This is a genomic window from Fulvimonas sp. R45 (assembly GCF_030504985.1).
GTDB lineage: Bacteria > Pseudomonadota > Gammaproteobacteria > Xanthomonadales > Rhodanobacteraceae > Rhodanobacter_A.
In genome coordinates this window covers 335,627-347,463 of record NZ_JASERU010000002.1, presented here as the reverse complement: position 1 = coordinate 347,463, position 11,837 = coordinate 335,627, and the positions used below count along the sequence as shown (strand labels likewise).

Genomic DNA, 11,837 nt, shown 5'->3' with positions numbered 1-11,837 from the left:
CGGCGCTCGGCTACTTGTCACCCAACGACTATGCCAAGAAGCTGAAGCAGGCCGCTTGACTCCGTGCTTCTTGGCGTCCGCTCTCAGGGGGCAGGTTCAACCACCCTCGCTGCCACGCGGAAGATGCCGAAGCACCTCTTCCAACACCGCCTCCGTACGCAACAACACCTCGTCATTCCAGAACCGCAGCACACGATATCCCTGTGCTTCGATCGTGCGCGTGCGTTCGGCGTCATAGCCCAACGCATCGAGATGCTGCCCGCCATCCAGCTCCAACACGAGCCTTGCCGGGATACAGATGAAATCCGCGATATATCCAGCCATGGGATATTGCCGGCGGAACTTGAAACCGGCGAGCTGTCCGCGGCGCAGGTAGTGCCACAGGTGTCGCTCGGCATCGGTGGCTTCGTTGCGAAGCCGGCGGGCGAATGTCCATTTCCTTTGCATGGGCCGTGTCCCTGAGCCTTTGCCGAAAAGCCTTACCCCCTCCCAACCTCCCCCTGCAAGCAGGGGGAGGAGCAAAACCTGGTGACACCCTGCCCCTTCCCATGCAGGCAGGGGGAGGAGCAAAACCTCGCGATACCATGCTCCCCTGCAAGCAGGGGAGCAAAACCTCGTGGCACCATGGCTCCCTCCCCTGCGTGCAGGGGAGGGTTGGGGAGGGGTGCTCTACTTCCCCGTCCACTTCTCCAGCCACGCATTCACCGCGTCATGCCACATCACGCTGTTGTGCGGCTTCAGCACCCAGTGGTTCTCGTCCGGGAAGGTGAGGAACTCGCTGGGGATGCCGCGGCGCTGCAGCGCGGTGAACGCGCCCAGGCCCTGGCTCAGCGGGATGCGGAAGTCATGGCCCGAGTGGACCACCAGCATCGGCACGCGCCAGTCCTTCACGTGGTTCAGCGGATTGAACCGCTCGTAGTTCTGCGGGTGCTCGTATGGCGTGCCGCCGTTCTCGCGCTCCTCGAACCACAACTCGTCGGTGGCGTAATACATCATGCGCGAATCGAACACGCCGTCGTGGTCGACGAAACACTTCCACGGCGCATTCCACACGCCGGCGATCCAGTAGGTCATGTAGCCGCCGTAGCTGGCACCCAGCGCGCAGGCGCGGCCGGCGTCGAGGAAGTCGTACTTCGCCAGCGCCGCCTTCCAGCCCAGCTTCAGGTCTTCCAGCGGCTTGCCGCCCCAGTCGCCCGAGATCGAATCGGTGAACTTCTGGCCGTAGCCGGTCGAGCCGTGGAAGTTCACCGTGACCACCGCGAAGCCCTGCCCCGCATAGGTCTGCGGGTTCCAGCGGTAGCTCCAGCTGTTGGTCATCGCGCCCTGCGGGCCGCCGTGGATGATGAAGGCCACCGGGTATTTCTTCCCGGCCTGGAAGTTCGCCGGTTTCACCACGTAGCCCTGCACGGTCTCGTCGTTCCAGCCCTTGAAGGTGAAGAACTGGAAATCGCCTTCCTGCACGTTCTTCAGGCGGTCCGCGTTGACGTGGGTGACCTGCTCCAGGCCCTTGCCGCTGGTGTCGACCGTGTACAGGTCGGCCGGGCGCTTCAGGTCGTCGCGCGACAGCAGCACGCGCGTGCCGGCCACCGAATAGCCGCCTACCTCGCCGTCGCCCACCAGCTGGCGCACCTTGCCGCTGGCCGTGTCCACCGCGAACAGGGGATGCTGGCCTTCGTCATCGGCAGTAACGAACAGCGTCTTGCCGTCGGCGGAAATGTCCATGCCGCCGGGGGAACGATCCCATTGCGGGTCGATCTCGCGCGTGGCGCCCGTGGCCAGGTCCATCGCCATGATGCCGAAACGGTCCGCCTCGAAACCCGGGGTCTTCATCGCCAGGTAGTAAAGCGTCCTACCGTCCGGCGAGGGCACCGGGTAGGCGTCCCAGGCCTTGTTGGCGGCAGTCAGGTTCACTGGCGCGGAAGAACCGTCGGCCGGCACCTTGTAGAGGTCGAAGTTGGTCGACCACGGCTCGCTGCGGCCGGCAACACGTACGTCGAAGTACACCGTCCGGCCGTCGGGCGAGAAGGCGAACTCGCTGGCGTCGCCGAACGGCTTGCTCGGCACGTCGCCATCGATGCTACGCGACAGCAGGGTCGGCTCCGGCGGCAACTGGCCATCCGCGCCGAAGCGGGCGACGTAGAGCTGGTTGCGCGTGCCATCGGACCAGGTATCCCAGTGCCGCACGAACAGCTTGTGGTACAGCGTGCCGGTGGCCTTGTCCGCCGCGCGCTTGTCCTGCCGCGACTTGGTGCAGGCCAGGTCGCCGCAATCGGTGAACACCGCATACGACAGCAGCACGCTCTTGCCGTCCGGCGACAGCTTGTAGTCCTGGATGTCCAGCGGGCCATGGCTGACCTGCACCGGCGCCTTCGCCACCGCCAGGTCAAGGCCGCCCTTGCCCTTCGCGAAATCCAGCCGCCACAGCTGCGACACGCCGTCCGCCGCGGCCACGTAGTACAGGCTGCGCCCGTCCGCCGACCAGCTCGGCGAGGACGCCCCCTTCGCCACCACCGGCACCGGCTGGCCGCCCTTCGACAGGTCCAGCACCTCGAGCGCGGTGACGCCCTTGTTCGCCGCGTAATCCGTGCTGCGCAGCGTGAACGCCGCGTAGCGGCCATCCGGCGACAGTTGCGGATCGCCCACCCGGTTCAGCATCACCAGGTCGCGCACGTTGAAGGGGTGCGGCGTGTCGTAGTCGAAGCCGGGGAACGGCGAGGCGATGGAGGCCGGGGCTGAGGCAGCAACGGCCGGCAGCGCCAATGTCGCCAGCATGGCGGCAAGCAGGGGTTTCATGGCAAGACTCCCTCGTGGTCAAGGCTGGAGACGGTAAGTGCGGAGCTGAAGCGGCGCAAGCCGGACACACACGCCTGGACCGCCCTCCAAGCGCAAGTCCATCAGCGCGAAGCCCACGGCGACAGGACCTGCAAGGGGCGCATGACGATATATCTTCTGCTCGCCACTGCGCGCACGAACTGACCTGGCGCGTCACTTGCTGACACATGTCAGCACAAACACGCACACCATCTGCGGGCGTATGGAGCCTTTGCCGCTGCAGTGTTTCGCACGACCGGCAAGGTTCCGTGACCCCCTCCACACTACCCAAGTGCCACGCCGTGCCAATGTATACCGGCGGCAGCGATGGCACACATGGTGCTTCACTGCTGTCAGCTTCCTGGTCGTTCCTGACCACAGCATGGGGTCCGATCCTGCCTAGGGGGATTCAGGGCTGGGGCCCAGGGGGCATCGTCAACGGTCAGCTGACCAACCAAGAGGAACTACCATGAAGAAGATGCAGAAGGGCTTCACCCTGATCGAACTGATGATCGTGGTGGCGATCATCGCCATTCTGGCGGCCATTGCCATCCCGGCCTACCAGGACTACGCCACGCGCTCCAAAGTGTCTGAAGTGATCGTGATGACGGATGCGGCGAAGGTTGCCGTGACCGAAACCGCTTCATCGCTAGGCAGCCTGCAGTCCGTGACGGCTGCCAACTCAGGTTATACGTTCCCGGGCGCCACCAAGTATGTTTCCGACATTACCATTGGTACCAATGGTCAAATCACTGCTGCCTCAAGCGTACCGAACGCTACCGGCAATATTGTCTTAACGCCAACGGAAGTGAATGCTGCTCAGCATTCCGGGCAACTGGATTGGAAGTGCACCACGACCATTGCGACCAAGTTCGTGCCGGCCGGTTGCCGCTGATCGTTGATCCAACGTAGTTGCTGCGTTACCCAAGGCCCCGGTGCTGAACGCACCGGGGCCTCGTTTTTGGAGCACTCCATGCGCCGTCTCGCATCCTTGGCCCTCGCCGCGACACTGGTCCTGACCGCCGCCGTCTATTGGCAGGGGCTGAAAGGCCCGCTGGTGTTCGACGATGCCACCAACCTCTCGCCAATCGCCGCCTGGCTGGATGGCAAGATCGGCTTGCATGCCCTGGTGTTCAACAATCACTCCGGCCAATTCGGCCGCTCGCTGTCCATGGCCAGCTTCGCCTTGAACGCCGCGCTTACCGGGCCGGGCGTATGGGGACTGAAACTAGGTAACCTGCTGCTGCACTTGGGCAATGGCCTGCTGGCATACGCTCTGTTCGCCGCGCTGCTGCGCTGCGGCGGCTGCACGCAGTACAGGTTCTCAGACGTTGCGCGCCGCTGGCTGCCCATTGCGGCGGCCGCGCTGTGGCTACTGCACCCGCTGCTGGTCAGCACCGTGCTCTATACCGTGCAGCGTATGGCCATACTCAGCGCGACGTTCATGTTGCTGGGCATGCTGCTTTACGTCCGTGCGCGCAGCATCCTGGCGGCTGGCGGAGGCCATCAGCGCACCGCCATGGTCGGCCTGCTGCTGGGCGTTCCCGCATGCACCATACTGGCCTGCCTGGCCAAGGAAAACGGAGCGCTGACGCCAAGCTTGTGCGCCGTCATCGAACTGTGCGCATTCATGCCCGCACCGGGTCGCCAACGGGCATGGCAGTCGCGGCTATTCATGGCCGCCACGTTGATCCTGCCAGCCATTGTGGCAGCGACGATGGTCGCCGACGGCGCGGGTGCCATCACCCACGGCTACCGCAACCAGCCGTTCACCCTTGCCGAGCGCCTGCTCACCGAGACGAGAGTGCTGTGGAGCTACGTTGGCCAGTGGATATGGCCGCGCTATGCCTCCATGGGCCTGCTCCACGACGATTACGTCCTGTCCCGCGGGCTGCTCCACCCGGCGACCACGCTGCTCGCCGTCATAGCCTGGCTTGCCATGGTGGCCATCGCACTGCGCTCACGCCGCGCGATCCCTGGCCTAGCCCTGGGACTCGGCCTGTACCTCGTAGGCCATGCTCTGGAATCCACCGTCTTCCCGCTGATGATCTATTTCGAGCATCGCAACTACTTGCCATCCATAGGTCTGGACTGGGCGTTGCTGAGCCTGGCTGCCTATGCTGTGCAACGATTGCGAGTGCAATTTCCCGGGCCATGGTCGCGACCTTCGTATGCTGCCGGGGCCGCCGTGGCAGTCTCGCTGATACTGGCCTCCATGACAGCTGCGAGCGCGCATGTCTGGGCCAGCTACGACCGCATGCTTCAACAAGCACTGGCGGCGCATCCCGAGTCCGCCTGGGTAAGACGCGCCTTGATCGGGCAAGCGCTGGAACAGATGCCGCCCGACTACCGCTCGGCACGGGAATACAGTGCACAGATACTCCGCAGCAACGATCCAGTAATCCAGCGACTTGGCGCCACCGAGCGCAATCTCGTCGACTGCATGAGCGGCCGCACCGTGGATCCCACGGTGATCCAACGCATGTTCCAGGGGCGCCCCGAACCGCTCTCGGAAAATCAGCTCCTCGCTTACCAGACTCTCGCCGACCGGTTGATGCGCCAGCCGTGTCACGGCCTGAGTGCGCTAAAGATGGCCGACGGCCTGGCCACCATGATGGCTCGGACGCATCTGCCTCCGAGCCAGATCAGACTGTGGCACCTGCACTTCAAGACCGCCTACCTGTACATGCATGCCGGTCGCCCGGACCAGGCACTGGCACAGGCTCGCATGGCATACGCCGGGGGCACCTCCGACGCACAAGTGGCCCTGTTCATCACCGACATGCTGCTGCGCCAGCACGATGTCACCGGAGCCACACACATGCTGCGGATCGCAATAGCCAAAGCCCCCTCCTACGATCTGGAACTGCAAAACGCGATTGCATATTATGAGAAAGCTGTTCGCACACAAGCACTACACGAATAGTCCATGTCCAGGTCCTGCTGCCCATTCGTATCGGCATCGATTGGTTGACCCACCATGCCCCACAAGCGCATGTCTCGCTGGAAAGCGGCTTCGATCCATCTCTGCATTAGCGCAACGATCGCCCTATGCGTCGGCGCATTGCTGTTCACCCTGTGGTATCCGCCACCTTACTTCGAGGCAGCCGGCGCCAGCGTATTGATGCTGCTTCTGATCGGCGTGGATTTGGTGCTCGGCCCGATGCTGACCCTGATCGTATTTAGGGCCGGCAAGAAAGGCATGTCGTTCGACCTCGCCGTGATTGGCCTGGTGCAGGCCACTGCCTTGGTCTACGGCCTGCATGTGATCACCGTCGCGCGCCCGGTTTTCATCGTGGCATGCGTCGACCGCTTCAACCTGGTGACCGCGGAGGACCTGGATCCTAAGGACTTGGCCCAAGGCCGCGCACCGGCCTTCCGCACCCTGTCGTGGACCGGACCGCGCGTAGTGGGAGCTCCCGTACCGACCGATCCCGCGGAGCGCAACGAGGTCATCAAGTCGGGGCTGGACGGAAAAGACATCCAGCTGCTGCCCAAATATTATGTCGATTACACAAGCGTCGTGCCCGCACTGCTGAAACATGCAAGGCCTCTTGCCGAGTTGCGCCGAATCAACCCCCATGCCGGCCCGGTACTCGACCGATGGCTCGCAAGGCACACGGCGCGGACCGACACCAACACAGTCTGGCTGCCGCTGATGGCCCGCAAGACAAGCCTGACCATGCTGGTCGATGGCACCAACGGCAAGATTCTCGGCGCATTACCCATCGATCCGTGGTAGCCGATCATCCAGGCATCGCGGCGCCCTGACGCATTCAATACACTGATCCAATGCGTACTCGGCCGTGGTGGATGCTATGTGCTGCCTTGCTGGTGACAGCCCTGGTGTACTCGCCGGGGCTCTCCGGCAGCTGGCTGTTCGACGATTATCCGAACATCGTGGACAACCAGGGCATACAGATCAAGTCGATCAGTACGGCATCCCTGACGCGCGCGGCACTGTCCTCCCCATCCAGTTCGTTCAAGCGACCGCTGGCATCCTTGAGTTTCGCCGCCAACTATTTTATCGGGGGACTGGATCCTTACGGCTGGAAGCTGTTCAACCTACTGGTGCACCTGCTCAACGGGATTCTTGTCTTTCTGCTGGCGCGCCTGCTGCTGCGAAGCGCAGCAAACAGGAGCGTGGCGCAGGCATCCTGCACGTGCAGCGGGCGCACCGATCAATGCGGCCTCGTTGCCGCATTGATCGCCGGGGGCTGGCTGCTGCTGCCGATCAACGTTACCGCCGTGCTGTACGTGGTACAGCGCATGGAGAGCATGGCGAACCTGTTCGTACTGCTGGGCCTGATGGGCTACGTGGCCGGGCGCCGGCGCATGCTCCACGATACAGGCGGTGGCTGGCGCGGCCTCGTGCTGTGCATGTCCAGCCTTGTCGCCGCCACGGCGGCAGGCCTGCTCGCCAAGGAAACCGCGGTGATGCTGCCGCTCTACGCGGTACTGGTCGAATGGATCGTGTTCGGCTTCACCACAGCACGGCCAGCGGGCAGCCGCACGGACTGGCGCATCGCCGCGCTGTTCCTCGCGGTGCTGGTATTTCCGATGCTCGCCGGGCTCGCCTGGCTACTGCCCGCTCTGTTCAAGCCGCTGGCATGGGCCACTCGCGACTTCACCATGCACACGCGGCTGCTCAGCGAGGCGCGTATCGTGGTCGACTACATCGACTGGACGTTGCTGCCGATACCGCATCAACTTTCTTTCTATCACGACGATTTCCGCATTTCGAGCAGCCTGCTGGCACCGTGGACTACACTGGCTTGTGTACTGGCACTGTTTGCGCTGGCCGCCGCCGTCGCCGTGCTGCGCAAACGCCGCCCTCTGGTGGCACTCGGCCTGGCGCTGTTTCTCGGCTGCCATCTGCTCACCGGCACGGTGCTTCCGCTGGAATTGATCTTCGAGCATCGCAACTACTTCGCCAGCTTTGGCCTGCTCCTGGCGGTCGTCCCTCTGCTGGCACCGGCCAACGCGCACCCCGCCGAAGCAGCGTCGCCCTTGGCGCTCGCCCGGAACGCCCTGCTCGGCGGCCTGCTGCTGCTCTGGACCGGCGAAACCGCGATGACTGCCATGGCCTGGCGCAACCCGGTCAGCATGGCCGAATCGCTGGCCGCGCGCGCGCCCGACTCGCCGCGGGCGCAGTACGAACTGGGGCGCACGTACATCATCCAATCGAACTATGATCCGGCATCGCCATACACTCGGCTCGCCTATACACCGCTCGAACGCGCCGCCGCGCTGCCGAACTCGTCCATCCTGCCCGAGCAGGCACTGATCTTCATGAACGCCCGCATGCACCTGCCTATCAAGGATGCATGGTGGAACAGCCTGGTTGCCAAGCTCAGGGCGCACAAACCGGGAGTTCAGGACGAAAGCTCGCTGGTGGCGTTGACCCAGTGCATACGCGACCAGCGCTGTGATTTGTCCAAAGGCCACATGCTGCAGGCATTCCAAGCCGCACTTGACCACCCGGAGCCCAGTGCCCGCCTGCTGGCCACCTATGGCGACTACGCCTGGAACGTGCTCGACGAGAAGACACTCGGGCTCGACGCGACCAGACAGGCGATCGAGAACAAGCCCGATGAACCCGCCTATCGGATCACCCTGATCCGCATGCTGATCGCACTAGGCCACTACAACCAGGCCCGTACGGCCATGCACCAGTTGCAAACGCTGAACGTCGGTGGGCGCCTGACCAGCAACATCGATGAGTTGCAGGCACTGCTGCCGCGCACTCCGGGTGCATCCCGGCCCTAGCACGTCGAATTCGCCATACCCCAACGCCCGCGCCTCGATACGCTACGCTAGGCGCCGGGACCAAGTCCGTCAACACATCGTCATGCCCGCCAAGACCATCCGAACCAAGGCCGACCTGGCCATCAACGGCTCCCCGCCAGCCTTTGCCGAGCCTCTGCATGTGGGGCGGCCCAACATCGGTGACCGGGAGGCGTTCCTGGGGTATGTAAACCGGATCCTCGACAGCCGCTGGCTCACCAACAACGGTCCGGTCGTGCAGGCTTTCGAGCGGCGGATCGCAGACTATCTCGGCGTGAAACACTGCGTGGCGATGTGCAACGGTACCATCGCGCTGGAGATCGCGATCCGTGCGCTGGGGCTGACCGGCGAAGTGATCGTGCCGTCGTGGACCTTCGTCGCGACCGCGCATTCGCTGTACTGGCAGGGCATCACCCCGGTATTCGCTGATATCGACCCTTCCACGCACAACCTCGATCCCGACGCGGTGCGGCGCATGATTACGCCTCGCACGACCGGCATCATCGGCGTGCATTTATGGGGCCGTGCTGCCCCCGTTGATGCGTTGCAGGCCATCGCCGACGAACACGGCCTCAAACTGATGTTCGACGCCGCGCATGCCTTCGGCAGCAGCTATCGAGGACAAAGCATTGGTCGCTTTGGTGCCTGCGAAGTATTGAGCTTCCACGCGACCAAGGCATTCAACACTATGGAGGGCGGCGCGGTAGTCACAAACGATGACGAACTGGCCGATACTCTGCGACTGATGCGCAATTTCGGTTTCCAAGGCTACGACAATGTCGTCCACCCAGGCACTAACGGCAAGATGATTGAAGTCTGCGCCGCCATGGGCCTGGCCAATCTCGACGGCTTCGACGCCATCCTTGCGAGCAACCGGCGTAATCACGCCGCGTATAGACAAGCCCTGGCCGGGCTGCCCGGTATCTCCGTACTGGACTACGACCCAGCCGAGCGTAATAGTCATCACTACGTCGTGGTCGAAGTCAGCGAAGCGCACTCGACTCTACGCGATGATCTTGTCGCAGCGCTGCACGCCGAGAACGTCCTCGCGCGCAAATATTTCTGGCCAGGCTGTCACGAGATGCGCCCATACCGGGACTTGTTCCCGCATGCAGGATTGATGCTGCCACACACAAGACAAGTGGCTGCACGGGTCATGATACTCCCAAGCGGAACAACGCTGCCTGAGGATAGTATTGCAACGATTTGCTCAGTCATCCGCCTGCTTGCCCAAGGCTCCGCTTGAACGCCACCTCGGAAAAGACGTTTCTGGTGTTCAGTGGCGGCAACGATCGCGCAGTGCTCGGCTTCCTGCGTGCCCTACGGCAATGCGGCCAGCATGCAGCCATCGTCGCACGCACCCGAGCCGACCGAATTCTGCATACTCGCTTTCGAAAGGACGTCCATTGTGTGCGCGAGACTCCGGAATTATCGCTGGATGTCTTTTCTCGGTGCTTGAACGAAGTCCGCCGCGCCACAGGCCGGCGGACTTTTGTACTACTGCCATCAACAGAGTATTTCAACGCATTTCTATTTCGCCACCGCACCGATATCGAAGGTATGGGCTGCGACATCCCACTTGTGGAGGCTCCACTCTATGGCCGTCTAACCAACAAAAGCAGCGCCACTCGATTGTTTTCCAGTTATGGGATCGCCGTCCCGTCCGAACGGTCGTTTCAGCCAGGATTGGAAGCACCCATAGTAGCCAAGCCCAACCGCAATCTTGCCGATAGCGGGGGGTCACTCTACCCACAGTTGCTGCTCTCGCCCTTCCAAATTACCGCCTTTCTTGCCAACCATGATCCGGCCGACTACTTCTTCCAGGAATTCATAACTGGCGAAAGCCTGTACTTCTTTTTTTACCTACCACGATGCGGCGGTCCCGCGGTCGTTTGGTCGCAGCGCAATCTGCTACAGCAACCAAACGGGAAATCGATGCTGATGGCCGAACCAGCGTATTTCCACCAATCTGGCACGGCATCTCGCATCCTAAAGATATTACGCGACCAGGCATTCTGGGGGCTGGGCATGGTTGAAGTCATTCGCGACAATGGACGTGATGTTTTCATTGAAATGAATCCTCGCATTTGGGGACCTATACAGTTCTGCATCGACCAAGGACAGCCGCTATTGCAGGCATTCGTCGGCGATGCACTAGCCAGTGATACAAAACGCTTCGCAGCAACCACGTCAACACGGCACAAGCGCAAACGATACTTCTGGCTGGGCGGCCTCGCGGAAACGCTTGCTTCGGGGACCCGACCGGTCTGGCACGTCCCACCGCGAAGCCTAGTCGGAGCAATCACTACCAACCTGTGGAATGACGTCTATCTGCGTGCGGATTCATGGCGTTGCTTTCTACATGAATTATCCAGATCTATCACCGAACCACATGTCCATGAAACCCCTAAAAACTGAGCTCCAACAACTGTATGGCGACGCCTCCAAGCATTCCGCCTACCAGAACATCCCGGATTTCGTCTCAGCGGAACTCGGCTACACCGAAACCATTGACGAAAGCTGGCGCGGCGATCGGCCGCGCCTGACTTATCTTTACGAAGCCCGCAAGCCGGCTGCCGGAGAGATCTGGATGGATTTCGGCGCCAATACCGGCTTTTTCACGCTGAGCTTGGCCAAAACACACCCCCAGACACGTTTCATCGCCGTCGAGGCCAATCCGAATCATGCGGCTTTTATCCGCCGGGTAGCCGATTATTTCCAGATGGGAAACGTGGGGGTGATTCAATCCGCAGTCGGAATCGAAGACTTGCCGAGCCTCCCGAAAGTGGACTTCATGCTGCATCTGAACGTCCTACACCATGCAGGACACGACTTCGACAAGCACGCGGTTGCCTGCATCGAGGATTTCGGTGAGTACGCGCAACGCTATCTAAAACTGCTACGTGGCGTGGCGCGAGGCTTATTTTTTCAGATGGGCAGCAATTGGGGCGGCGACAAGAGCCGTCCCTTGGTCGGCCTGTACGAAGATGCCGAAAAGCTTAGGCTGTTCGCGACATGGTTGCGACATGCGGGATGGCGGCCAGTCAAAGCAGCATATCCGCACAGGGGCGGGGATGGTCGCATCGCCTACCACGACCTTGCCACTCTGGCTTGCGCCCAACTCGCCGAAAACAGCGGCATGGCACTCGAGATGCATTCTTGGGAGTCGCTGGATCAGTTCCCAGGCGAGTTCTATCGCAGGCCACTGTTCATATGCGAACACGCCTAGCGCAATGCCA

The 11,837-nt window shown here is 62.2% G+C and carries 9 protein-coding genes; 7 read left to right on the top strand and 2 right to left on the bottom strand.

The window, feature by feature from the left end; genetic code table 11:
* Positions 1 to 96: 96 nt before the first annotated feature.
* A complete protein-coding gene (locus QMK61_RS03045; RefSeq protein ID WP_302070317.1) occupies positions 97 to 447 on the bottom strand; it encodes an endonuclease domain-containing protein in 351 nt (116 codons plus the stop codon).
* Positions 448 to 669: 222 nt separating this feature from the next.
* Entirely contained in the window at positions 670 to 2,793 is a 2,124-nt protein-coding gene (locus QMK61_RS03040; protein WP_302070316.1) for a S9 family peptidase, read from the bottom strand.
* A gap of 487 nt (positions 2,794 to 3,280) precedes the next feature.
* Between QMK61_RS03040 and QMK61_RS03035 the strand changes: the two genes are divergently transcribed.
* From QMK61_RS03035 to QMK61_RS03005, 7 genes are all read left to right on the top strand, one after another.
* Positions 3,281 to 3,706, top strand: coding sequence for a pilin (locus QMK61_RS03035; RefSeq protein WP_302070315.1), 426 nt, complete (start codon positions 3,281 to 3,283; stop codon positions 3,704 to 3,706).
* 78 nt (positions 3,707 to 3,784) lie between these two features.
* Positions 3,785 to 5,737, top strand: coding sequence for a hypothetical protein (locus QMK61_RS03030; RefSeq protein WP_302070314.1), 1,953 nt, complete (start codon positions 3,785 to 3,787; stop codon positions 5,735 to 5,737).
* Between the two features lie 54 nt (positions 5,738 to 5,791).
* On the top strand, positions 5,792 to 6,553 hold the full coding sequence (gene tfpZ, locus QMK61_RS03025) for a TfpX/TfpZ family type IV pilin accessory protein (RefSeq protein WP_302070313.1): 762 nt from the start codon (positions 5,792 to 5,794) through the stop codon (positions 6,551 to 6,553).
* Positions 6,554 to 6,603: 50 nt separating this feature from the next.
* Entirely contained in the window at positions 6,604 to 8,580 is a 1,977-nt protein-coding gene (locus QMK61_RS03020) for a hypothetical protein (RefSeq protein WP_302070312.1), read from the top strand.
* An 82-nt stretch (positions 8,581 to 8,662) separates the two neighbouring features.
* Positions 8,663 to 9,844, top strand: coding sequence for a DegT/DnrJ/EryC1/StrS family aminotransferase (locus QMK61_RS03015; RefSeq protein ID WP_302070311.1), 1,182 nt, complete (start codon positions 8,663 to 8,665; stop codon positions 9,842 to 9,844).
* On the top strand, positions 9,841 to 11,016 hold the full coding sequence (locus QMK61_RS03010) for a hypothetical protein (protein ID WP_302070310.1): 1,176 nt from the start codon (positions 9,841 to 9,843) through the stop codon (positions 11,014 to 11,016). The genes QMK61_RS03015 and QMK61_RS03010 overlap by 4 nt, the downstream gene beginning before the upstream one ends.
* Entirely contained in the window at positions 10,991 to 11,827 is an 837-nt protein-coding gene (locus QMK61_RS03005; RefSeq protein WP_302070309.1) for a class I SAM-dependent methyltransferase, read from the top strand. The genes QMK61_RS03010 and QMK61_RS03005 overlap by 26 nt, the downstream gene beginning before the upstream one ends.
* The last annotated feature ends 10 nt before the right edge of the window (positions 11,828 to 11,837 follow it).

Coding starts and splice junctions, on each gene's coding strand:
- QMK61_RS03040 (WP_302070316.1), bottom strand. CDS start 2,793: ATGAAACCCCTGCTTGCCGCCATGCTGGCGACATTGGCGCTGCCGGCC.
- QMK61_RS03015 (WP_302070311.1), top strand. CDS start 8,663: ATGCCCGCCAAGACCATCCGAACCAAGGCCGACCTGGCCATCAACGGC.
- QMK61_RS03005 (WP_302070309.1), top strand. CDS start 10,991: ATGTCCATGAAACCCCTAAAAACTGAGCTCCAACAACTGTATGGCGAC.
- QMK61_RS03045 (WP_302070317.1), bottom strand. CDS start 447: ATGCAAAGGAAATGGACATTCGCCCGCCGGCTTCGCAACGAAGCCACC.
- QMK61_RS03035 (WP_302070315.1), top strand. CDS start 3,281: ATGAAGAAGATGCAGAAGGGCTTCACCCTGATCGAACTGATGATCGTG.
- QMK61_RS03030 (WP_302070314.1), top strand. CDS start 3,785: ATGCGCCGTCTCGCATCCTTGGCCCTCGCCGCGACACTGGTCCTGACC.
- tfpZ (WP_302070313.1), top strand. CDS start 5,792: ATGCCCCACAAGCGCATGTCTCGCTGGAAAGCGGCTTCGATCCATCTC.
- QMK61_RS03020 (WP_302070312.1), top strand. CDS start 6,604: ATGCGTACTCGGCCGTGGTGGATGCTATGTGCTGCCTTGCTGGTGACA.